19 protein-coding genes and 4 pseudogenes are annotated in these 20,961 nt (G+C 68.6%); 13 read left to right on the forward strand and 10 right to left on the reverse strand.

All coding sequences use genetic code 11. The features are described from left to right. Positions 1–108: 108 nt before the first annotated feature. Positions 109–492, reverse strand: a pseudogene (locus ABZS64_RS36710) (helix-turn-helix domain-containing protein); the annotation flags it as partial. A gap of 26 nt (positions 493–518) precedes the next feature. On the opposite strand from ABZS64_RS36710, the pseudogene tnpA reads away from it, so the two are divergent. Then, positions 519–885, forward strand: a pseudogene (tnpA, locus tag ABZS64_RS36715) (IS200/IS605 family transposase). A gap of 72 nt (positions 886–957) precedes the next feature. Here the strand turns inward: tnpA and ABZS64_RS36720 are convergent. Both ABZS64_RS36720 and ABZS64_RS36725 read right to left on the reverse strand, forming a co-directional pair. Continuing rightward, a complete protein-coding gene (locus ABZS64_RS36720) occupies positions 958–1,224 on the reverse strand; it encodes a hypothetical protein (protein WP_355839143.1) in 267 nt (88 codons plus the stop codon). Between the two features lie 266 nt (positions 1,225–1,490). Next, a complete protein-coding gene (locus ABZS64_RS36725) occupies positions 1,491–1,865 on the reverse strand; it encodes a hypothetical protein (RefSeq protein WP_355839145.1) in 375 nt (124 codons plus the stop codon). Positions 1,866–2,520: 655 nt separating this feature from the next. On the opposite strand from ABZS64_RS36725, the gene ABZS64_RS36730 reads away from it, so the two are divergent. Then, a complete protein-coding gene (locus ABZS64_RS36730) occupies positions 2,521–2,658 on the forward strand; it encodes a hypothetical protein (RefSeq protein ID WP_355839147.1) in 138 nt (45 codons plus the stop codon). A gap of 571 nt (positions 2,659–3,229) precedes the next feature. Further along, positions 3,230–3,976 (forward strand): TipAS antibiotic-recognition domain-containing protein, encoded by a 747-nt coding sequence (locus ABZS64_RS36735; protein WP_355839149.1) that lies wholly within the window; start codon positions 3,230–3,232, stop codon positions 3,974–3,976. Positions 3,977–4,513: 537 nt separating this feature from the next. On the opposite strand, the gene ABZS64_RS36740 is transcribed toward ABZS64_RS36735, so the two are convergent. Next, positions 4,514–5,365, reverse strand: a complete 852-nt coding sequence (locus tag ABZS64_RS36740; RefSeq protein ID WP_355839151.1) for a LysR family transcriptional regulator — start codon at positions 5,363–5,365, stop codon at positions 4,514–4,516. 82 nt (positions 5,366–5,447) lie between these two features. Here ABZS64_RS36740 and ABZS64_RS36745 point away from each other — a divergent pair, with 82 nt between their 5' ends. The 3 genes from ABZS64_RS36745 to ABZS64_RS36755 all read left to right on the forward strand — a co-directional run bounded on the left by ABZS64_RS36745 (position 5,448) and on the right by ABZS64_RS36755 (position 7,107). Beyond that, positions 5,448–5,942, forward strand: a complete 495-nt coding sequence (locus ABZS64_RS36745) for a cupin domain-containing protein (RefSeq protein WP_355839153.1) — start codon at positions 5,448–5,450, stop codon at positions 5,940–5,942. A 136-nt stretch (positions 5,943–6,078) separates the two neighbouring features. After that, on the forward strand, positions 6,079–6,441 hold the full coding sequence (locus tag ABZS64_RS36750) for a DoxX family protein (RefSeq protein ID WP_355839155.1): 363 nt from the start codon (positions 6,079–6,081) through the stop codon (positions 6,439–6,441). Positions 6,442–6,801: 360 nt separating this feature from the next. Further along, positions 6,802–7,107: a DDE-type integrase/transposase/recombinase gene (locus ABZS64_RS36755; protein ID WP_355839157.1), complete on the forward strand. Its 306-nt coding sequence runs from the start codon at positions 6,802–6,804 to the stop codon at positions 7,105–7,107. Positions 7,108–7,277: 170 nt separating this feature from the next. On the opposite strand, the gene ABZS64_RS36760 is transcribed toward ABZS64_RS36755, so the two are convergent. Next, positions 7,278–7,811, reverse strand: coding sequence for a putative immunity protein (locus ABZS64_RS36760; protein WP_355839159.1), 534 nt, complete (start codon positions 7,809–7,811; stop codon positions 7,278–7,280). Between the two features lie 664 nt (positions 7,812–8,475). Continuing rightward, positions 8,476–9,696, reverse strand: a complete 1,221-nt coding sequence (locus ABZS64_RS36765; protein WP_355839161.1) for a serine hydrolase domain-containing protein — start codon at positions 9,694–9,696, stop codon at positions 8,476–8,478. A 394-nt stretch (positions 9,697–10,090) separates the two neighbouring features. Here ABZS64_RS36765 and ABZS64_RS36770 point away from each other — a divergent pair, with 394 nt between their 5' ends. Together ABZS64_RS36770 and ABZS64_RS36775 are read left to right on the forward strand one after the other, a co-directional pair. Next, positions 10,091–10,501, forward strand: coding sequence for a tetratricopeptide repeat protein (locus ABZS64_RS36770; RefSeq protein WP_355839163.1), 411 nt, complete (start codon positions 10,091–10,093; stop codon positions 10,499–10,501). Positions 10,502–10,686: 185 nt separating this feature from the next. Then, a complete protein-coding gene (locus tag ABZS64_RS36775; protein WP_355839165.1) occupies positions 10,687–10,980 on the forward strand; it encodes a hypothetical protein in 294 nt (97 codons plus the stop codon). Between the two features lie 43 nt (positions 10,981–11,023). Here the strand turns inward: ABZS64_RS36775 and ABZS64_RS36780 are convergent, their stop codons facing one another. Beyond that, positions 11,024–11,464 (reverse strand): MarR family transcriptional regulator, encoded by a 441-nt coding sequence (locus ABZS64_RS36780; protein WP_355839167.1) that lies wholly within the window; start codon positions 11,462–11,464, stop codon positions 11,024–11,026. Positions 11,465–11,600: 136 nt separating this feature from the next. On the opposite strand from ABZS64_RS36780, the gene ABZS64_RS36785 reads away from it, so the two are divergent. Next, positions 11,601–13,127, forward strand: a complete 1,527-nt coding sequence (locus ABZS64_RS36785) for an MFS transporter (protein WP_355839169.1) — start codon at positions 11,601–11,603, stop codon at positions 13,125–13,127. A 388-nt stretch (positions 13,128–13,515) separates the two neighbouring features. Continuing rightward, complete coding sequence (locus tag ABZS64_RS36790) at positions 13,516–14,157, forward strand: DUF1963 domain-containing protein (protein ID WP_355839179.1); 642 nt, start codon at positions 13,516–13,518, stop codon at positions 14,155–14,157. A 719-nt stretch (positions 14,158–14,876) separates the two neighbouring features. Here ABZS64_RS36790 and ABZS64_RS36795 read toward each other — a convergent pair. After that, a pseudogene (locus tag ABZS64_RS36795) lies at positions 14,877–15,158 on the reverse strand (sigma factor-like helix-turn-helix DNA-binding protein); the annotation flags it as partial. Between ABZS64_RS36795 and ABZS64_RS36800 the strand changes: the two are divergent. Then, positions 15,158–15,721: pseudogene (locus ABZS64_RS36800) on the forward strand (glycosyltransferase family 2 protein); the annotation flags it as partial. The pseudogenes ABZS64_RS36795 and ABZS64_RS36800 sit on opposite strands and share 1 nt — an antisense overlap. A gap of 119 nt (positions 15,722–15,840) precedes the next feature. On the opposite strand, the gene ABZS64_RS36805 reads toward ABZS64_RS36800, so the two are convergent. Continuing rightward, positions 15,841–16,746 (reverse strand): EamA family transporter, encoded by a 906-nt coding sequence (locus tag ABZS64_RS36805; RefSeq protein ID WP_355839171.1) that lies wholly within the window; start codon positions 16,744–16,746, stop codon positions 15,841–15,843. A gap of 83 nt (positions 16,747–16,829) precedes the next feature. Between ABZS64_RS36805 and ABZS64_RS36810 the strand changes: the two genes are divergently transcribed. Continuing rightward, the gene (locus tag ABZS64_RS36810; RefSeq protein WP_355839173.1) at positions 16,830–17,753 is read left to right on the forward strand and encodes a LysR substrate-binding domain-containing protein; all 924 of its coding nucleotides are present in this window, start codon (positions 16,830–16,832) and stop codon (positions 17,751–17,753) included. A gap of 744 nt (positions 17,754–18,497) precedes the next feature. Here the strand turns inward: ABZS64_RS36810 and ABZS64_RS36815 are convergent. Further along, positions 18,498–19,724 (reverse strand): PP2C family protein-serine/threonine phosphatase, encoded by a 1,227-nt coding sequence (locus ABZS64_RS36815; RefSeq protein ID WP_355839175.1) that lies wholly within the window; start codon positions 19,722–19,724, stop codon positions 18,498–18,500. Positions 19,725–20,326: 602 nt separating this feature from the next. Here ABZS64_RS36815 and ABZS64_RS36820 point away from each other — a divergent pair. Then, positions 20,327–20,961, forward strand: a 635-nt coding sequence (locus ABZS64_RS36820; RefSeq protein ID WP_355839177.1) for a hypothetical protein, incomplete at its 3' end; no start/stop codon positions are given.

Below are 20,961 nucleotides of genomic sequence, written 5' to 3' on the forward strand. Positions count from 1 at the left end.
GTGAATGCCGACCATCCGGCGTCGTGCACGGACTTGGCCAGGCGTGTGCGGGCGAGCCCCTTAACTGCCAGGTCTTCCACTGCCACCGCTTGGTTGGTCACCGCCGGGCGTGATCTTCCACCGGGCGTTGGCGGTGAAGCGAACCGTATGCCGGTTGTCCTTGCGGGACTTGAACCGGGGTGCACCCATACGCGGGCGCTTGCCCTTCAACCCATCAAAAAAGTTCCGGTATGCGGTGTCCAGATCCCGAAGGGACTGTTGCAGGATCACGGACGAGACTTCACCGAGCCACGCCCGCGCTTCGGTCTTCTTCGCGGCCGTGACCTGCTTCGACAGCTCGGCCGAGGTCACGAACGGCAGCCCCGCAGCGCGGGCGGTCTCCCGAGCCCTAAGGGCATCGTTGTAGACCACCCGCGCACACCCGAACGCCCTGGCCAGCGCACTGCGCTGCGGACCGTTCGGGTACAGGCGGAAGCTGTACCGAAGCTGCATACCGAAGATCGTACGGCAGTTGGTTTATGGCTGAGTATCAGAACATCCGCACAGGCAGGCACTGCGCTTTCGCCCTTCACGCACACTTGGTTTTCGTGACGAAGTACCGACACAAGGTCTTCAACGACCAGCACCTGACACGCTGCGAAGAGATCATGCGCAACCTGTGTCAAGACTTCGAGGTCGAACTAGTCGAGGCCAACGGCGAGAACAACCACGTCCATCTCCTGGTGAACTTTCCGCCGAAGGTCGCCCTGTCCAAGCTGGTCAACAGCTTGAAGGGCGTCAGCTCTCGCCGACTCATACTTCGCCGGATCAGTTGGCGGGGCCCCGCTGTCGATCGTCCGTCAGTACATCGAGCAGCAGAATCGTCCGCTGTCACCTGCGGGTTAGAGCAGCTCTCACAATCGCTTCACCACCGGGCTAAAGCCCGCTGCACTGCGAATAGTCCCGGTAGCAGCGTCTTCAGCGAATGTCGCCCTTCCAGTCCCAGCGTCGCGGATCGTCCACCCGGGGCGCGTACGTTGCCCGGCCCCCAGGACCGAACGAGGCTAGCTCGGATGGGAGCGCCGCCCCTTCAGCGAGCTCCAGCGGCGTCCAGCCGGTGACATCCAGCAGCAGCCCGTCCAACGGCCCGCCGACCAGTTCGCGATAGACATGCCCCGGCTGCGGTCCCGGATCGGGATCATCATGGTCGGCGCCGTAAACCCGGCCGCGCATCAACTCGTCCATGCCCCCGACAATCCCAGGCGCCACTGACAACGCAGCCGAGCGGATGCAACAGCGTGTGAGCCAGGCAACCATGGCGGGGTGTCATCCGAGTCAGGCCACGTGACAGACGGGAGGAGGTCGACGTGACGTCGGACGGCAGGGGGCGGGGGGCTTCAGCGCCGGCCTGCGCCGGTTCTTCTGGCTTCCGCCGCAGACACCGCGAGACTGAGCCTCGCGACCAGCACCCGTCCAGGCGGCCAGAACGGTCTCCCGTTTTGCGTGTCGCGCTACTTGTTGTCCTTGAAGCACACGACGAAGGACTCGGCGCCGACCTGGGTCAGGGAGCCTGTCGCCCCCGTGACGTCAGAGCACGCGAGGCCGGTGACCCCGTCCTTGACGGTCTTGAGCACCTTGTAGTCGGCGCGGGAGTCCGTGCAGCCACGCTTCTCGACCTCCGCGTCGTTACTGGTCCCAGTGTTCTGGAAGCAGTCGCCCGCCTTCAGGGTCTCTGCGTCGCCCTTCGAGTCGTGCGGGCCGAATACGGAGAACGCCCCCAAGCCCGCGACAACGACGACCAGCCCCAGGAGGACCAGGCGGTTGCGCTTGCGGTGCGCGTCCGAAGTCGATGCGAGCGGGTCATTCAGCGGCGGAATTGCGGACACAGGCGGCGTACCTCTGACGAGAGTGATGGATGCACAGGCGCACGCGACCTTATCAACACACCCGCCACCAGCCCGAACACATGACGCACCTCGAGCGGCAGCCAGACCAGGAGGAGCTGGCGCGAGCGCTGCGACCGTTGGACGGCACCGGCGGGCCGGGCAGCGAGGCGCGGAGTTCGACAGAGCCGACATGTGGGCGCAATCGGCAGTTGTGCGCCGACGCCTTGGCCCCGGGGTTGCACATTGACCAGGTTCGCCGTGGTACCAGGTTCCGGTGGACGGACGTAGCCAGTCATTCAAGGGCAGTCTTCAAGCGCGAGACGGGACCGGCGTCCGTCCTGGGTGCAGCTTCCAGCGAGGAGTCCGACGTTTGCTCTGGTGCGAGCCACCGTTGGTTCAAATCCCACACCTGACGCCAGGTAAACGGCCCCTGACCTGGACGCAACGCTCAGGGGCCGTTGTGCTGAGCGGTGCTCACTTGCCGCTCTGGTTCCGCGCGGTTCTCCACACGATCGGCTCGGTAGTGGGCCTGGCCCGGGTGATCCGTTCGAAGCCGCGAAGGCCCAGAAGTATCCGGCGTGGTTGAGACGGTCGTTCTTCACGCCGCGCCGGGTGATGCTCGACTTCTTGCGCCCTTGCGTCCAGGGCGTTGAGCATGCGCGCTCTCCCGTTCTCGCTTGCCTGCTACTCCCCCAGCCACATGGCGAACTGGAAGAAGGACGTCAGCGCAGCCGAGGCCGGCGACATCGTGCGGACCTTCGTCGCGACTGCCCTGCCCGCCCCCGGCCCCTGAAAGACAGGAGGGGCGCGGCACATGATGCCTCTGGCAGAGGCTTGAGACTCTGGGGCGTCGTCGTGGATGGCCGCCCGTCCTGAGGCCCTACGCCAACGACCTGGGCGCCGACAGTCGAAGGCAGGCGCGCGACTTCCGCATGCTCCTCTGGTCCTGTGGTGCCTGCCCGCTCGGTTGACCGTTGCATCGCTGGAAGTTGGAAGTTGGAATCAGTGAGCCGGGCGAGCTTGCGGGGTGCGCTCGTTTCTAGCGGTGCTCTCCGCGGCCGGGAAGCGCCTGCAGAGATGTAGTGAGCGCGGCCGGCCTCCAGGAAGCGATCGGTCGTGACAACACTGATCACGTGGGCGCCTTGCGCTTCACTCGCGCCTGTTGAGCTACGCCGCGTGCTTCCATGACGCCAACCACGAGGTGGTACCAGTCATGCAGTTCGCCGAGCTGCCAGCGGCCCGGGACTGGTGGCAGGCGCGACAGGCCGCCGCCCTCGCTGACCAGCGGCCGGCACCAGCCGCCGAGGGGCCGGACCGGATTCCCGGTTGACCTTTACGTAGCGTCAACTTCTACCGTTCACGTCATGGAGTGGACGATCCAGGACATCGCGCGGCGCGTCGGTACCACGAGCCGGACGCTGCGGCACTACGGCGAACTCGGGCTGCTCGTTCCGAGCCGTGTCGCAAGCAACGGCTACCGGTACTACGGCCAGGACGAACTCGTACGCCTGCAGCGGATTCTGCTGCTGCGCCAGCTCGGGCTCTCTCTGCCCGCAATCGCCGAGGTCCTCGCGGGCCAGCAGGAGACCGGGGCCGCCCTGCGGACGCACTTGGAGCTGCTGGAACAGGAGCGCGAGCGCATCGGCCGGCAGATCGCCGCGGTGCGGACCACTCTCGACAAGACGACCAGAGGAGAGCAGCTCATGCCCGAGGAAGTGCTGGACGGCTTCGACAACACCCAGTATGAGCAGGAGGTCACCGAGCGGTGGGGCAGGGACGCCTACGTGAACGGCGACCGCTGGTGGCGGTCCCTCACGGACGAGGAGAAGCGGGACTTCAAAGACCGCCAGGCGGCGATCTCGACGGCCTTCGTCACCGCCTTCGAAGCCGGGAAGACCCCGGACGACGACGAGGTGCAGGACATCGCCCGGCGCCACTGTGAGTGGCTGTCCGGACCGGTGCGTGTCAGTCGCTCGTACGTCATTGGGGTGAGTGAACTCTATGTCGCCGATCCCCGGTTCACCGCCCTGTACGACCAGCACGCCGAAGGAGCCGCCGTGTTCATCCGCGACGCTCTCAAAATCTACGCGGAGCGGCATCTGACCGACTGACGAGTCGGCGCTCCTCACCGCATCCGAGCGTCGCAGCAGCGTGTCTGCGGCACCCCGCTACGACGCGACTGCACGGCCTGCGCAGGGTGGTGCGGGCTGTCAGGGACACGCCGGTCGTCCGGCCCGAAGGCGGTGCCGAGGGCCGGCCTATGCAGGGGATGCAGCATTTCGCGTTGTTGACGAAGGGCGCTCGGGTCGCCCTGGTGCTGACCGCGTGGGACAACGGACCTGCTTGAGCCGTACGAGCCGGCCCGGCTCAGCCCTCATCGCCGTCGTCGTCCGGCTCGACCACGTCCGGGTCGCGCAGGGACCGCAATCTCGGCGCTACGTCCTGTACCTGAACTACTCACACCCGGAGCTCATCCGGGATTGGGCCACTGGGCCAGGTCACGCTGGTCAGTCGCGCGGCCGGGGCTTAGCGCTAACGGCTGCTCCATTGGATCGACCGACGCCGGACTGCACCCGAATTGGAAGGTCGTCTCTGGGCGTTCAGGGCTTGTCCACGTCCGTGCGGTGCAATCGCCGGCCGCGAGGCGCTCAGTCGCGGTAGGCGGTCGTCGCGATCTGGACGAACGACCGGATCAGCGGGTTCGCGTCGCGCTCGTTCCACGCCACAACCACTCGGCTGGGCGCCATGTCGATCAGCGGCACCACGGCCAGCTCCTCGGGTAGGTCATGCCCGAGCGGGGTCATCCCGACCGTGCCGTTCCAGAACACGGCCTGCAGGCACTCCTGGACGGCGCGCACCACCGGACCCTCGCGAGGCTCGCCACCGTTCCAGTACGACTGCCAGATCGGGTCGGTGCCGTCCGGGAACTGGAACCAGCGCCGGTCGGCCAGTTCGGACAGCTTCAGGCAGTCGCGGCGGCCCAGCGGATCATCGGCGCGCAGCACCGCGCCCACCGGGTCGGCGCGCAGCTCGTGCACCGTCAGACCGGTCTCCTCGAACGGCCCGCGGGTCAGGGCGACGTCGACCAGTCCGGCGCGCAGCCCGCAGGTCGGATCGGTCAGGTCGGTGTCGCGGATGCGGACCTCGACGCCCGGGTGCCGCCGACGGTACGCGGAGGCCAGCCGCGTTGCTCCCCGGTCGGTGCTGTTGCCCAGGATGCCGACGGTGATGGCCGCAGCGCCGGCCGCCGCAGCCACGCGCACGCGTACCCGGTCAGCCTGGTCGAGCAGGGCACGTGCCTCGTCCAGCAGCGCCGCCCCAGCTGGGGTGAGCGTGACGCCTGCGGCGGAGCGGTGCAACAGAGCGGCACCGACGTCGGTCTCCAGCTGCTTGATCGCCCGGCTCAGCGGCGGCTGGCTCATGTGCAGCCGGGCGGCGGCCCGGCCGAAGTGGAGTTCCTCGGCGACGGCCACGAAATAGCGCAGCGTGCGTAGCTCCATGACCGGTGACGATACCCGTACGGTATCGACACCACCTACTCGGTCTTGGACGGCTGCGGTGCTCGGGCGGTGGAATCGAAGCATGACCGACGAACCAATGAGCAACGAACCGACGACCGACCCCGCCGTGTCGGTGGTCGGTCCAGGCGACGGTGAGACGATCCTCCTGGGCACCACGCAGTTGCGCATCCTCGAAGACGGCAGCACCACCGGGCACCGTCTCGGGATCGGCGAGACCATCCTCGCCCCGCATACAGACGGACCACCGCAGCACCGCCACGCCCAGCACGACGAGGGTTTCTACGTCATCTCCGGCACGGTGCGGTTCACGGTCGGACAGAAGACCTACGACGCGGCCGCGGGCACGCTCGTGATGATCCCGCCCGGAGCCCCGCACACCTTCGCCAACCGGAGCGACCAACCCGCCGTCATGCTCAGCACTTTCACGCCCGACCTGTACGTGCAGTACTTCCGAGACCTGCAGGACATGGTCGCCAGCGGCCAGGAACTGACCGCACAAGCGAGCATTCAAACGATGAGTCGCTACGCCACTGAGCCCGCCACCGACTTCTCCTGAAGGACGACGCCGCTCGGCTGTCTGCCGCCGGACCCGTACAGCCGACGCGGCTGCTCCTACTCCTAAACGCTCCGGGTCGCTTACGCACACGCGTGTGCCCTCTTGGCCTTACAACTGGTAACCGTGGATGGGAATCATGGACGTCGCCTATTGGATCGTTGCCGGCCTACTCGCTCTCCTCTACCTCTACGGGGGCGGGATAAAGGTGGTCCAGACCCGTGAACAGCTCCAGCCGATGATGGGCTGGGTCGACCGCACGCCGATGCCGGCCGTCAGGACCATCGGAGTGCTCGAAGGGCTTGGCGCGATCGGACTGATCCTGCCACCACTGACCAGCATCGCGCCCTGGCTGGCCCTAGCTGCGGCTATCGGGTTCGTGCTCCTGCAGATCGGCGCGACCACAGTCCACCTGAGCCGCGGAGACCGCCAAATCGGCCTCAACATCGCGCTCATTCTCGCTGCGGCCGCGACCATCTGGCTGGCAACAACCTGGCTGTGACTTCGAGCAATGCTCATGACCTGCGGATCGGGCTTGGGGGCGTACCTTCCCGAGTGATCGCGCTGGACCGCCTTGGAAGTCACCACCGCATCCCACTGGTTCCAGCGACCGGCACGGCAGCTCCTCACGTCACTCGACGCCCCCACCTGCTCGCCCCCGAAGGAAGGACTCGGCGAGTGGGCGCCGCGGCCAGTCAGCGGCAGCGTCAACAAGGCCAACAACCAGACTGATCCAATCCACAGGCCTTGACGATTTACTCCTAGGATCATCACCGAGCGGTCTGCGTGAAGAGGTCACCCAGCGGGTTGCGGCACGCATGCAGATGATCGGAAGAAGGGGCACTGGGAGGGGGACCTCGTGATGGGGAAGCGGCCCTCCGCCGTCGCGACGCTCGTCGAGCGGCAGACCCGCTTCGTCCACAACGTGCCGCTCCCCAACGGATACAAGGCCGATGCCGTGCGAAGAGCGCTTGCCGACGACCTGCGATACCTCCCGGGCGGCCTTCGGCGTTCGCTGACCTGGGATCGCGGGCGAGAGATGGCCGAGCATCAACAGCTCACCGACGAGCTCGGCATCCAGGTGTACTTCTGCGACCCGAAGTCCATGGCAGCGCGGCTCGAACGAGAACACGAACCGGCTCCTGCGGCAGTAGCTCGCCAAGGGTGACGACCAGCCGGTTCTCCCTGCGAGACCTCGACGAGATCGCAGAACCCATCAGCACTCGACCGCGCCGCGTCCTCGACCGGGACACCGCGCACGAGCGGTTCTGGCACCAGCTGCAGGCCGCTCGACGCACGCAGGGGATCCCTCTGCGGACCTCTGGTATCTGATCGCCCTCAGGCGCGGAGAGCGGCGTCGAGATCGCGAATGAACTCTCCCACGCGCCCGCCTCCGGGAGGTGCGTCGGGCAGACGGCCGAGCACCGCGGTGACCGCTGTTGGTGCGTGATGACGCGCCCATTCAAGGGTCCCCGCAGCGACACACGGGTCTTCTCCGGATGCCAACTCTTCTGCGCGTGCCGCATGCGCTGCCGCACCGAGAATGTGTTTCACCTGATGAGCGCTTGCCAGGGGATGAAGGAACGCAGCGCCGGCCGCATGGCTCGCCGCTCGTGCCGCGTCGACCGCAGCGGGTGAATCGGCTCCTTGCGCCGCTTTGTACGCGGCCCACCCGCTCTGTCGCAGAGCGTTTGTGCGCCGGCCGCCCCCGGCGAAAGCGTATGCCGCATCGATCGCGTCGCGCGGGCGTGTGTCGGCAGGGGGACTCTGTTCGAAGATCGACAGCGCCCTGCGCGCACAATCAGCAGCGTAGCCCGCGATCTCACGAAGTTCGTGTTCGCTCAGCTCGATCTTGTCCGACTCAGTTGGCACGGCTCAATCTTGCCGCAGGTCGCCAATCGGCGCGGAGACCCCTCTCCGGTCTACGTGGGCTTCGGCAGCATTCCCATGCGCGCCTCGAAGGACGCCGCACAGGCGGCCATCGAGGCGGTCCGCGCGCAGGGCCGCCGCGCACTCGTCTCAGGCGGCCGGGCCGACCTGACCCTGACCGACGACCAGGACGACTGCTTCGCCGTCGGCGAGGCCAACCATCACGCACTGTTCCGCCGGGTGGCCGCCGTCGTCCACGGCGGCGACGCAGGCACCACGACGACGGCGGAAGAAGGACCAGCGGGCCGCACCATGATGCCGCGGCAGCTGGCGCCCCGGCCGACTCGATGGCCTGGTCCACCGGAGCCCCGTATGCGCCCCGAACCGGCTGCACCCACCAGACCGTCCAGCGCCACAACTGCCCGCGTCAGGCGCGCCGTTGACACCGCCGCGTGGTCAGCACCCGCTCGGCCGACGGCAGCCCTCGCACATGAACACTGCCAACACTCCCCATTGGTCGGAGTGCTGTCCTCTTCCAGATCGGAGTCTGACCTGAAGCGGTCCTGTCATCCACCTGCGGGGCAGATCAACGGCCGGGAGTAGATCTGTTTACCCAAGCCCCGACCGCTGCACGCTGACCGTGCAGCGGGCCCGCGAGGTCCTCGCGTCAGGCCAGCGCCGCAACGACCCGCCCCGTCATGTCTTGCGCCGAGTCGAGTGGTGTGGGTGTGTACGACAGCACGAAGTGACGCTGCCCGTCGCGGGTGGAGAACATCCGGGTGCGATAGCCGTACGTCTCACCGGTCTTCCCCCAGAACGTCGTGCCCTTCGCCGTGGCCTTCTGCAGGCCCATGCTGTACCGGGCAGGGGTGCCGTCCAGCATGCGTACGTGGTCCGGCGGCAGGGTAAAGAGTACGTCCATGATGTGTGGGGGCAGCAGCACACCGAAGAAGAGTGCCTGCGAGAAGCGATACAGGTCGTCCACGCTCGACACCAACTCGCCCTCGCCCCACGCGGACGACATGTTGTACGTCGTGATGTCCCGCAGGGACCCGTCCGTCATCCGCAGATACCCGCGCACCTGCGGACCGTGCAGGCGGGGGTCATCGCCCGGTACCAGGGTGCGGTCCAGACCGAGCGGGCACAGCAGGCGGGTCCGGATCGCCGCACCGTAATGCTGCCCCGTCACCTCCTGGATGAGCAGCGCGAGCAGCACGTAATTGATGCCGCGGTACTCCTGCGCGGTGCCGGGGCGGAACTTGAGCGGATCCTGGACCACCGTGTCGACCCACCGCCGCGGTGTCCACCGGTCGAAACGGTGACGGACCACCGCCTCCGGGGTACTGAGATCGGGCAGATCACGATGGTCGGGGAGCCCACTGGTGTGGTTGAGCAACTGCGCCACGGTGATCCCGGCGAAGTCGGGCGGCAGCCACCATCCAGGCAGATGGCGCCCGATCGGGTCGTCCAGGCCGATGCGGCGCTGTGCGACGAGTTGCAGAACGACGGTTGCCACGAACGCCTTGTTGACACTTCCCGCACGGAAACGGTCGCTGGGCCGTACTGAGCGGCCGCTCACGGTGTCGGCCACTCCGGCCACGCCGTACCAGCGCCCGCCCGAACCACCGACCCGCAACTGCGCCGACGTCGCCGCAGGGTGTGCGAGATCGCTGATCGCCGCCCGCAAGGCGACGCCGTCGAGGGGCGGCAGCGGTCCGACGGCGGTACGCCGAGGTGGCAACGGTCCGGTGGCCGTACGCGTGGGGGCAGTCGCCGCCTCGGCAGCGCCTACGCCGCCTGCTGCGACCGTCAGCGCAGCGGCAAGGCAACCTGCCACCGCCGACCGACGGGAAAGCCCCGAGCCGAGTGAACGCGCGTCAGCAGTCATGCCGTTCATTGTGAGTACGCGGCCGCGTACTCACCATCCGGGTTCTCCCCCACTCACACCCCAGGCGACCCTGAGCCAACCCCGAAGGGCACAGCCAGGGTGGCCGGGCGAACGAGAGCCGGCCGGCGGCCCGGTCTCATCGGGGGACCGGGACGGCTCGCCTGACGCAACGTCACCAATCCACGGCCGCCACCGGCTTACCGGGCTGCGCGTCGCCGAGAGGGTGCATACCTGGTGCCCGCCGCCTGGCCGTCGCCGAGCCAGTCGCCGACGTCGACGGCGGTCCGGGGGAACCGCGTGGCGGTCCTCGTCGAGCAGGGGGTGGTACACGGAGGCGGAGGCCGAAGCACAGGAGATACTGCGTGCCGCGACCCGTCTCGCGCACCTCACCGAGGTGTGGAGGATCGAGCTGTCCTGTCTGGAAAACCTGACAGAGGCCTTGTGCCGGCAGGGCCGTTACGAACAGGCGGAGGCCATCACCCGTGGGAATCAGACCCGCGCCGAGGGGGACACGGCTGCCGCCTTGCACTGCGTCCTGGTGCGCAGCCTGAACGGGCAGCGACGACACGAGGAGGCTTTGGCCGAGGCCAGTCGCCCCATACCGGATTGGGTCCGTACCGCAAGCGGGGCTCTGGACATCGGCACGGCCACCGCCCTGCACGGCCTGGGCCGCCGCAGCGAGGCTAAAGCCACAGCCCGTCAGGCGCTGTCCGCCTGCGAGCAGTTCCTGCATCCGGCCCACCCCCGCACCCAGGAAGCCCGCACGCTGCTGAGCCGCATTACCGCTGAGGATCCGCTCGCCTGACGAGCACCCACCGCTCAACCTCCGGTGAGACGGCACAACTTGCGCTGAGACAGGACATCCTGCGCTGATCAGCGCAGGTACCCAGCTGTGCCGTCGCCAAGGATCTGTTCCCCGGCTCAGGTGATCTGGCTCGCTTCGGCGACCCGGCCTGGGACCACGCCGCAGCCGGCCTACGCCAGTGATGCGTGACCGACCTCACCGAAGAGCAGGCCGCCCAGGCGGTCACCGAACTCCTGACCAGAGCCAACCAGGGCCCCGGCGGCGAGAACGACGAGCGGGCGCCACGGTCGTCCAGGCGCGACCGACGTGTCACCGCCCGGACCCGGGCCGCCGCCGAGAGCGCCGGGCCGCGACCGCCCAAGCCCGAGACGGCAGCGGTCGGTGCGGACGCCCCGCCACCTCACACGGCGTGGAGGGAGATCGCCCGCAGGACGAGTCGATTGCGCTCGAAGGCGGCAAGCCCCACTGTGCGGTGTTGACGAACTCCCGCACCTCAGTGAGAGCGCCCAGGCCGCGGGGCCGTCAGGCGTCCTTCTCCATCGTCGGTCGCAGGCGTTCCAGCAGGGCGTAGAGCGTCGCGCTCTCGGCTTCGTCCAGGGCGTCCAGGGCGCCGTGCGTCTGCTGCATCTCCTCGCGAACCCGGCGGATGATCTCGCGGCCCGCGTCGGTTGCGACGACGTTCTTCACGCGGCGGTCTGCGGGGTCGGCTTCACGGCGAACCAGCTCGCGGGCCTCCAGGCGGTCCACGATCCCGGTGACGTTCGACGCGTCGCACACCAGCAGAGCGGCGAGGCCGCGCATCGGCAGCGGGCCGTCGAGCTGGGCGAGGACCTTGGCCTGGGTGGAGGTGAGGCCGTGGTGGGCGGCGGCGGTCGCGAAATCACGCCACTGGGCGGTGCCGATGGCGGCGAGCAGCTCCAGGAGCTGGAGCTTGGTGGGGGCCTGGGGGGCGGTGGCGCTCATGGCTGGAGCGTACTCAAGATGCTTCACATTATCAATTATTTACTTGACTACCTTAACTATTGAGGTCTACCGTCTGCGAAGTACTTGATGTCATCAAACATCTGCGATCTGAATCATTGAGAAGGTCCCGACCCCCATGAGCACCGCTGCACCCACACCCGTCGCCGACGCCCGGCACAGGAACGAGACGGTCATCGTCTTCGCCCTGAGCCTTGCCGCCATGGTCGTGTCGATGATGCAGACCCTGCCGGTCCCGATCCTGGGCCTGATCCGCAACGACCTCGGCACCTCGACCGCCAACGTCAGCTGGGTGACCACCGCCACCCTGCTGTCCGCCGCCGTCTTCACCCCGCTGCTCGGCCGCTTCGGCGACCAACACGGCAAGAAGCCAACCCTGGTGGCCGTCCTCGGCGTCATGGTCGCGGGCTCCGTCATCGCCGCGGTCGCGAGCTCGCTGCCGCTGCTGATCCTGGGCCGGGTGCTCCAGGGTGCCGCCACCGCGATCTTCCCCCTGGCCCTTTCCGTCCTGCGTGAAGAGGTCCGGCCGCAGAAGCTGCCCGGCGCCATGGCACTGGTCAGCGGCACGCTCGCGTTCGGCAGCGGGCTCGCACTCGTCGCCACCGGTCTGCTCACCTCCGGCGACGGCGCCGACTACCGCAACGCCTTCTGGATGGCGACCGGCTTCGCGGTCCTCGCCCTGCTCGCCGTCGTCTTCCTGGTCCCGGCGACCCGGCACAAGTCCGGCGGCCGCACCGACTTCCTCGGCGCGCTGACCCTCGGCATCGCCCTGCTGCTGCTCCTGCTGCCGATCTCCCAGGGCCACGAGTGGGGCTGGGCCTCTGGCCGTACGCTGGGCAGCTTCGCCGGCGCGGCCGTCATGACCGCCGTCTGGGTGCTGGTCGAGCGCAAGGTGCGCGAGCCGCTCGTCGACATGGGAATGTTCGTCCACCGCCCAGTCCTCATGGCCAACCTGGCCGGCATCCTCGTCGGCTTCGGCATGTTCGCGAACTTCCTCGGCGTCTCCTACCTCGTGCAGTTGCCCGAGGCGCTCACCGGCTTCGGCTTCGACGCCTCCATCCTGCGCGCGTCCGTCCAGTTCCTGCTGCCCGGCGCGATCGTCTCGCTGCTCGCCTCGCCCGTCGGCGGCCAGCTGGTCCGCCACCGCGGCCCAAGGCACGTGCTCGGCATGGCCGCAGCATTCGGAGCCGTCGGCTTCGGCTGGCTGGCCCTCGACCACGCCCACACCGCCTCGGTGATCGGCGCCGGCCTCATCGTCGGCGCGGCCGTCAGCTTCGGCTACGCCGCCATGCCCGCCGTCATCATGGCGAGCGTTCCGCACCACCAGAGCGGCATCGCCAACGGCATCAACTCGATCTCCCGCTCCACCGGCAGCGCGATCGGCAGCGCCATCGTCACCACGATCCTGGCCTCCAAGACCATCGAGCACCTGCCGGCGGGTGTGCCGCCGCTGCCCGCCGAATCCGGGTTCACCCTCACCTTCGGCATCGGGGCCGTCGCCTTCGCACTGGTCGCGCTGATCAGCTGGCTCGGCCTGCGCGGACAGCACGGCCCCCGGGTCGTCGAGGCGGGCAAGGCAGGCGCGGCGAACGCGCCCAGTGCGCCCGCGGCGCAGCAGGCGCACGTGCCGGCCGACGCCCGCTGACGCCTGCCGAGCCCTTCCGGGGGAAGCCCGGGCCGGCTTCGGATGCCGTTCCGAGGCGGACGTGGTGGGCTGAGCGTAGGCCGAAGCCGCCACATCGGGGCGGGGAGGGCGCCCCGCCCCCGCACAGGACATGCTTCACCGACCTGCACACCTTCGCCATCGGCCGGGACAAGGACTGGGACGCCGTCATCCATGACTGACCGCCCGCTGGAACTCCGGGCCTTCGAAGGCCGGGTCGACCAAATCAAGATGATCAAGCACCAAATGTTCGGCCGGGCCACACTCTCACTGGTGCGCAAGCGCGTCCTCCTCACCGCCCTTACCCGATCACCCAGCGAGTCGGACGTGTCGGTGCGGTGCCGTAGGGTCCGGCCCCATGACGACGCTGATGACGTACGCAGGACCAGGCGAGCCTGATGCACTGGTCACGCGCACAGGGGGAACGCCGCTGACCCCGGCGGGGACAGCGTGGCCCAGCTGCGCGACGTGCAACGGGCCGATGCAGTTCCTGGCCCAGATCATCCTGGATGGCCAGGGCCGCCCGATCGACCAAGGCCACACACAGGCCGGCCTCGTCATGGCGATATTCATGTGCCAGAACGATCCCGGCATGTGCGACGAGTGGAGCCCGACGGCCGGTGGTAACCAGGCTCTGCTGTTCCCCTCTGACAAGCTTCAGCCGATGCCCGCACCCGAGCCGGACGAGGAGGGCGTTCTCCACCTTGGGGCCGTCAACGCCGTGACCCTGGTGTCCTTGCCTTCAGCCAACTACGGCAGCGCACGCGAGGAATGGGGCAGCCGAAGCGGAAACGACCTGGGCAATGTCCTGGGACAACTCGGCGGACAACCCGACTGGCTGCAGAACGACGAGACACCCACGTGCCCGACCTGTACCCAGCTCATGGATCTGGTCGCGCAGTTCGAGGAGGGACCGGACCACACTACGGCCATGAACTTCGGCGGCTGCGGCACGGCGTTCGCCTTCGCCTGCGGACCCTGCACCCAGGCTGCCTTCCTGTGGCAGTGCTAATTGATGCAAGGGGAGGCGTGCCGACGAAATCACTGCAAAGCCCCTCGTCCGCGGACGTCGAGATCAGCATCGACACTCACGGAATGTGTGCCTGATCCTTGGAAATCCCCAGCCCTGCCCTTCCCTCCAGTTGGTTGCTTTCGACAGGGTGAAATGGAGCCACCCGGCAGCGAGAACGAGAGCCACCTCTTCGACTGCGGGAGTGCGAGCCGCCCCGCGCACGCGCGTTGCCCTCGCCGCGCAGAGGACCCCGGGCGGCTGCGCAGCCCCTGACCGCCTGCCCCGACGACCGCGACCGCGGATCCGTTTGGGCGACCGGCTACGCATCGCTCCCCTCGCGACTGCGCAATGGCCAGTCCGACTGAGCAGCTTATGCGCAGTCCCCCTCGTCGGCTTGTGCGCGACGGGCGCCTTGCACACGGCCCGGCCTGGCCTGGCCAAATGCCCAATTGCGCAAATCCCCTCCAGCCGGCTCCTCGTCCCCTCGCTGGCGGGAGGACGGGCAGGGCCTGTGACCAGGCATGGCGAGTACCGGACGCCACTCACCACAGGCTGCAAAAACTCACCACGACACACCGTTGCTCAACCGTGATTTTTGAGGGGTTCTGATGGTGAGCGAATCGGTGAGTGGTCCATGGCTCCATGGGCGCAACACCCGCGGCGCCAGGCCCGCGCGTGCGTCGCCTGCCGGCTCGGTCGGCTGGAAGCAACGGGCGCGATCAGCCGCAGCCGAGCAAGCCCGGCGCTCGCTCCGCCTCGGCAGCTGAACCGCTGCCCCGGGGAGTATCCCCCAGCGTGTGCGGGGCCTCAGATGTCACAGAGCCGCTCCCGCTCTCGGCCAGCCGCCCCGCCAGCCGCTTGAGTCCGCGGTGCGCAGTCCGCACAGCACCCGGGCGTTTGCCCAGCACGCGTGCGGTCGCGGGCCCGTCGAGCCCCACGACGACGCGCAGCAGCACCGCCTCGGCCTGGTCGCGGGGAAGCGTCGCGATGAGCTCCAGGGCTGCACGCGGCCGATCCGGCTCTGGGCATTATCGGCTTCCGTATCGCGGACGGGTCGGGCGCGACCCAGCGGCGCCATGTACCGCGTCTCCGGGCGACCGATCCGATGCGCAGGGGCCTGGCGACGGGTTTTCTCGGCGGCGGGCATGCGCTGTCGATGCGGATGCTCGATGAGATCGGTGACTGGCCGACCGACTTCTTCTTCACTCACGAGGAGGCAGACCTGGCGTGGCGGGCCCTGGACGGCGGCTGGAAGATCCTCTACGAGCCGTCGCTACTTCTGCAGCACCCCAAGACCTCCCCTGCCCGGCACGCCGTCTACCACCGGATGACCGCCCGCAACCGGGTCTGGCTCGCCCGCCGCCGTCTGCCCTGGCCGCTGGTCCCGGCCTACCTCGGCATCTGGACGCTGCTCACACTTGCCCGGACCCGCTCCCTGGGCGGACTGCGGGCCTGGGCCGGCGGATTCGTCGAGGGGATCCGCCAGTCAGCGGGCGGCAGGCGGCCGATGCGGTGGCGCACCGTCTTCCGCATGGCGCGCCTGGGCCGCCCGCCGATCATCTAGGCGCGTTGCGCTGCCTGTTGCTGGTGCAGCCAGGGGGACGGCGGCCGGTGTCGTTGCAGCCAGTTGATGCATTTATCAGCAGCGTCGGGCAGGACCGGAAGACCCGCCGTCGCAGTGCTTCAGCGGCGTGACTCCGCCCGGGTTGCGCCGATGCCTGCGGTCACCACCAGTGCGCTTCCGGCGAGTTGCAGGGCATCGGGTGTCTGCGCGATGAGGATCATGCCGGCGAGCAGACTGACGGCTGGTTCGAGTCCGGCCAGCGTGCCGTAAGTCGTCTTGCCCATGCGCTGAAGCGCCTTCATCTCCAGCAGGAACGGAACGAGAGGCATGAGCACCGCGATGCCCGCCGCCGCGGCGACGGTCTGCCAGGTCAGGGCGGCGACGGCCGTAGGCGCTCCGAAGGGTGCGGCGGCCAATGCGGCCACGGTGAGCGAGACCGCCAGTGCGTGCGACGCGCTGAAACGGCTGCCGACGTGCGCCGTGCCGACGACGTACAGCGCCCAACAAGCCGCCGACCCCAGCCCAAAGAGGACGCCCGCCGGGCTCGTGGCGCCGGTCCATGGCGAGGTGAGCAGCAGGACGCCTGCTGCTGCGATGGCGAGCCAGGCCAATTCCCTGCTCCGTCGTGAGGCGACGACCGCGACCGTCAGCGGTCCGAGGAACTCGAGTGCGGTGGCCGTCCCCAACGGAAGACGTGCGCTGGCCTCCGAGAAGAGAAGCATCATGGCTGCGCTGACCAGGCCCAGCAGTGCGGTGGCCGCAAGGTCGGCGCAGCGGGCCGCCCGCAGCACCCGCCACAGGGACCTGCCGGTGAACGCGAGCAGGAAGGCGCTGGCGAAGGTCAGGCGCAGCCAGGTGGTGCCTGTCGGGCCGAGCGCGGGGAACAGTTCCGTCGCCAGGGCGCTGCCCGTGTGCAGTACGGCCATGGCGATCAGGACGAGCACCGCCCCCGGCACATGTCGGGTCCCAGCGGGTGCGTTCGTACGCGTCGGGGTGGCAGTGGCGGGAGCGGCGGGAGCGGTCACCGCGCCATTGGACCGGGACCCGTCCGTTTCTGTCCACGGGCCAATGGTGGATACACCAGCCACCATAGGTGGACAATACGGGGATGACGGCACCGGACAGCGAACACTTCCTGGACCTGCGGCGGCTCAGACTGCTGGTCGACCTGCAACGGCTGGGCACCATGGCCGCGGTGGCGGCGCACACCGGCTACGGAACCTCAGCCGTGTCCAAGCATCTCGGCGTACTGGAAAGCGAGGTCGGCGTACCGCTGCTGACCCCGGTCGGCCGACGGGTACAGCTCACCCCGGCCGGTGAGCGCCTCGTCGAGCACGCCGTGGGCATTCTCGCCGCCGTCGAGCACGCCCAGTCGGAGCTGCGCGGCACAGCCGATCCCGTCGGCCGGGTGCGGCTGGCGAGCTTTTTCACGGCAGTCGAGCCGGTGGTCCTGCCCGCCGTGGAACGGCTGCGCGGTCGGTACCCACGGATCGTGGTGGAGATCCATGAACACGAACCGGAGCACACCGCGGAACTGCTGCTCTCCGGCAGCATCGACCTGGGCATCGTGTACGACTACAGCCTGGTCCCCCGAACCCCGCCGCCGGAACTGAGCGCCCGGCAGATCGACGAACAACCTCTCTACCTCGCCGTCCCCGCCGACCACCCGCACGCCGGCCGTCCCGTCACCGTGCCCGAGCTCACCCAGTTCGCCACCACCGGCTGGATCGCCAATTCCCGCGGCACGGACGACGACGAACTCGTCCAGCGCGTCTGCGCCATTGCCGGATTCACTCCCCGGATCGCGCACCGCGTCGACAGCCTCCACCTCGTCAACAGCCTGGTCGCGGCGAACCTCGGCATCGCACTGCTCGCCGAATCCGGCATCGAACGCCACCGCCCGGACATCGCCTACCGCCGCCTGGACCCCCTGGCCGGCCGCCGCCGCACCTTCCTTCTCACGCGTACGGGTCAGGCCTCCTGGCCGCCCATCGCCGCCCTGACGACGATGATCACCGAGAAGGACCGATGAATCTCCTGCGGCATCCCAAATGACCGCGCCAGACCGGCTCGTGCGCGCACGGCTGGACCGGCGGGCGCCACAACTGCGACTCGGCGGCGGCCGACAGCCGAAGACCAGTTGTGGCCGAACTTCCGTGCCTCCGAGGTCGTGGTCTACGACGGACGCAGGGAAGTGGCCCGGTACGAAACGGCTGATCGCCAAGGGCGAGGTCCGGCTGGACCTGGACCACTACCTGGCATCGATCAAGCCATCCGCGCCGGACCGCGTTCCGCAGCCGCTGATCGGGACCTCGACTGCCCGACGACACCGACCGACGCCGACCGCATCTGGCCCGACGCCGCGCACGCCTGCGAGAACCAGCAGATCTTCTGCTCCGAAATGTGCGTCACCGACTGGCTCGAACGCACGGGCAACGACCGCGGCTACGTCATGTCCCTGACCACCCTCTGGCGCCTCGCCGAACACTGGTACGACGGCCGCCTCGACAGCCCCTACGAACGACGAGAACCCGCCCTGGCAGCCGAGTACTTCCGCAACGTCGGCCTCACCGGGCCGTTCTGGGACTCCCCAATGAGGACCACTCATGAAACACCGGGGCCACGCCGAACGTCGGCCGGATCGGCGCGCGGCAACGCGGAAGCTGCTTTCGAACGCCCCCTCGGGAAGCCAGTCAGCCAATCATGGGGGGCGACAAGCGGGGCCGTCGTCCGTCGGCGGCGCTGTCCAGTGCGGACTAGTTTGACGTCGAGGTGTTCAGTCAAGGACTGCGAGGTGGTCGGCGGCGCCTCCGTGCCACTCGATCATGAAGAGGGTGGCGTCGTCGCTGGTGCGCCCGCCCCGTTCCTTCTTCAGCGTGTGGGAGAGCCGGCGCAGATCAGCCCGCATTCCGTCCGACGGCTCCTGCCCGAGGCGGTTGACGCAGCGGATGAGGCGTTCCTCACCGAAGGTCTCCCCGCCGTCGACGCGCTCCTCGATGATGCCGTCCGTGTAGCACAGCACCCGGTCGCCCTGCCGGAGCGTGTGCTCTCTGATGCGGGGCACCTCACCTCCGAAGCCGACGGGCAGCGTCGTCGCGCTCTCCAGTTGCCGCACGACCTGGCCGTCGCGGATCAGCAGCGGCGCGGGGTGGCCCGCGTTGACCAGCTCCATCTCACCGGTAGCGATGTTCAAGTGCATCAGCTGCGCCGTGACGAAGTGGTCGGCCCCGAACTGCCGGGAGATGGCATGGTCCATGAACGCGTACTTCTCGGACAGGCTGACGAACACGCGCCGGGCATGGCGGTAGGCCCCGATGGCGATGGTGGCCATCGCGGCGGCGTCCAGGTCGTGGCCCATCGCGTCGATCACGGCCATGTGCAGGATGTTGTCGTTGAGGGCGTAGTCGAAGCTGTCGCCGGCGACGCGGTAGGCGGGCTCCAGGATGCCTGCCACCTGAACCTGGGGCACGGTCATCGTCAGCGGTGGCAGCAGGCCCCACTGGATCTCCGCGGACACGCTCATCGGCTCCCGACGCCGGGCCAGGAAGAACTGGTCGGTGTAGGCGTTCTTGGTGACCAGCATGTCGGCGACCAGGCCGGCGAGCCGGCGCAGCAGGCGCCGGTCATCGTCGTCGACGGTCTCCAGCGTCAGGGCCATCACGCCCACCTGATCGCTTCCGTCCAGCAGGGGCAGATACACCCGCACGCCGCCGCCGGCCTGCGCAACCTCGACGACGTCCGCGCGCAGGAAGGCCCGGCCGGCGGGGGAGTCGGCCACCGGCTCGGGCTGGCCCACGTGCAGCTTCCTGCCCGGAAGCGGCACCAGCAGCTCCTGCGCATAGTCCTGGAGCAGAATGGACACCTCACGGCCGCCGATCCCGGCCACCCCCTCCGCGATCAGCGGGGCAATCAGCTGCGGCGGCAACAGCCGCGCCCGATCCAGCAGCAGACCGAGCAGCCGCTCGCCGAAACCCTCCGACCGGTCCACGCTCTCCTCGCCCATGGCCCGGTTCGCCACCGCCTTCCGACCCGCCCACGCTGGTCACCGCTTCCGCACAACGTGACCTGGTCAAGCCGCCGGAGCGGCCCATTAGGCCATGCGCGGCATGTCGGCCCGCGCTGTCTGCGGTCTTGGAACTCCTTGTCCGGGCAGCGCCTCGCAGGGGATGCGTTCCGGACTCCGGAAGCCGCAGCGTCCGGATGAACCGGACCCGTACTCCCCCGCCCAGCATCAGACAGTTACCGTCGATCCGCACCGCGCTGGCGGTCATTGCGAACTCCCCTCGTCCCGGCGCCCTTCCGGCAGCTATTACGACGTGCGGTCGACCGCGGTTCCCGCTCCACGTTCGGGGAATGACGCCACACGCCGACGGACCGGCCACACCGAGCACGCGACCCCGACGAAGAGGCGCTGACCCACTCCACCAACCGTGCAAACCACCTGACCGTACGAGCGCGACGCCCGTCCCCGGCCGAGGTACACCGCACCAGGCACACCCGGGGGAACCGGGCTCCGCGTGTGCACGTCCCAGCGGTGCTGGGTGAGTCGTGACATCTGGAGGAGATATGCGATCGTTCCAACGGCTGAGTGCGCTTTGCCTGTTCGTGGCCGCAGCTGCAGCCGCCGGGTGCGGCAGTGAATCCGGGGGCGCGGTCGGCGGGGGGGGCAGGGTCGGCGGCGCGACCGCCGACCGTGCGCAGCAGGTCGCCAACGCCTGGGAGGGGTCGCAGGCGGCTCGACAGTGGAGGGAGGGCTTCTTCTCTCTGGACGTGTGGGACGAGCTGCCACAGAACGCTTTCCGCAGCGGGGAGGACAAAGAGGCGTACGCGAACGGGAACTTCGAGTTGCGCGGCTCACTGCCCGGCTCAGCGGTGCAGGGGCGGATCCGGTGGGACGACGGCAGCTCCCTGTCCACCACCGTCAACTCGGCGCAGACGGTGTACGGGCAACTGGACACGAGTGGGGACACGGGCAAGAACCCGTTGATCATCACCGGGGCCGAACTGGGTGAGATGACGATGACCACCAGCCGGGGACCGGCACGGGTTCCCGCGTGGTTCTTCAGCGTGAAGGGGTACGACACGCCGCTCAAGCAGGTCGCGGTGAGCCCGTCGATGCTTCCGAAGTCCCCGATCAAACCCCTGCAGCAGCAGAGCGATCATCAGATGCCGCTGCAAGGGCTCTCGGCAGTGTCCAAGGACGGCAGGACCGTCACCGTAACGGCCGGGCACGGAGCTTG

Source organism: Streptomyces sp. NPDC005408 (assembly GCF_040606445.1).
Taxonomy (GTDB): domain Bacteria; phylum Actinomycetota; class Actinomycetes; order Streptomycetales; family Streptomycetaceae; genus Streptomyces.

Coding starts and splice junctions, on each gene's coding strand:
- ABZS64_RS36735 (WP_355839149.1), top strand. CDS start 3,230: ATGGAGTGGACGATCCAGGACATCGCGCGGCGCGTCGGTACCACGAGC.
- ABZS64_RS36780 (WP_355839167.1), bottom strand. CDS start 11,464: ATGAGCGCCACCGCCCCCCAGGCCCCCACCAAGCTCCAGCTCCTGGAG.
- ABZS64_RS36785 (WP_355839169.1), top strand. CDS start 11,601: ATGAGCACCGCTGCACCCACACCCGTCGCCGACGCCCGGCACAGGAAC.
- ABZS64_RS36810 (WP_355839173.1), top strand. CDS start 16,830: ATGACGGCACCGGACAGCGAACACTTCCTGGACCTGCGGCGGCTCAGA.
- ABZS64_RS36745 (WP_355839153.1), top strand. CDS start 5,448: ATGACCGACGAACCAATGAGCAACGAACCGACGACCGACCCCGCCGTG.
- ABZS64_RS36750 (WP_355839155.1), top strand. CDS start 6,079: ATGGACGTCGCCTATTGGATCGTTGCCGGCCTACTCGCTCTCCTCTAC.
- ABZS64_RS36755 (WP_355839157.1), top strand. CDS start 6,802: ATGGGGAAGCGGCCCTCCGCCGTCGCGACGCTCGTCGAGCGGCAGACC.
- ABZS64_RS36790 (WP_355839179.1), top strand. CDS start 13,516: ATGACGTACGCAGGACCAGGCGAGCCTGATGCACTGGTCACGCGCACA.
- ABZS64_RS36815 (WP_355839175.1), bottom strand. CDS start 19,724: ATGGGCGAGGAGAGCGTGGACCGGTCGGAGGGTTTCGGCGAGCGGCTG.
- ABZS64_RS36740 (WP_355839151.1), bottom strand. CDS start 5,365: ATGGAGCTACGCACGCTGCGCTATTTCGTGGCCGTCGCCGAGGAACTC.
- ABZS64_RS36720 (WP_355839143.1), bottom strand. CDS start 1,224: ATGGACGAGTTGATGCGCGGCCGGGTTTACGGCGCCGACCATGATGAT.
- ABZS64_RS36765 (WP_355839161.1), bottom strand. CDS start 9,696: ATGACTGCTGACGCGCGTTCACTCGGCTCGGGGCTTTCCCGTCGGTCG.
- ABZS64_RS36730 (WP_355839147.1), top strand. CDS start 2,521: ATGCGCGCTCTCCCGTTCTCGCTTGCCTGCTACTCCCCCAGCCACATG.